The 449-nt window shown below is 64.6% G+C and carries 1 protein-coding gene; it reads left to right on the plus strand.

Annotated features, from left to right (window positions below; all coding sequences use genetic code 11):
* Positions 1–449: DUF1302 domain-containing protein (locus KTN04_RS16700; protein WP_217336345.1), on the plus strand; the 449-nt coding region annotated here is incomplete at both ends.

Consider the following 449-nt stretch of genomic DNA (forward strand, 5'->3'; position numbering starts at 1 on the left):
CACGTCGTTGCCTGGGGCGAGGCGCTGTTCATGCCCAGCATGTCACTCGCCCAGGGGCCGTCCGACGGCACCAAAGCCGGCATTCCGGGCGTAGAGGTGAAGGATATCCTGCTGCCGGAAGACCAGGTCTCCATGCAGCTGGAAATGAACCCGAACTGGTCGATCCTGGCCCATGCACAGTACAACTGGCATCCGGTGCAAGTATCCGAGCCGGGCGCTTTCCTCAGCACCAGTGATGCCGTCGGTGAAGGGGCCACCTGTCTGGGCGCGGCCCCTGGCCAGCCCTGCAGCTTCGGCGTCCGCGGTGACGACATCGAGCCGGACGAAGTCGGTCAGTGGGGGGTGGGCACGCGCTTCCGCACCAGCCTGGAAACCGAGTGGGGCCTGTACTACCTGCGCTACAGCGATCGCATTCCGCTGACGCAGTACAACGCCCTGAACAACACCTA

Origin of the sequence: Marinobacterium weihaiense (genome assembly GCF_019061305.1) — a bacterium.
Taxonomy (GTDB): Bacteria; Pseudomonadota; Gammaproteobacteria; order Pseudomonadales; family Balneatricaceae; genus Marinobacterium; species Marinobacterium weihaiense.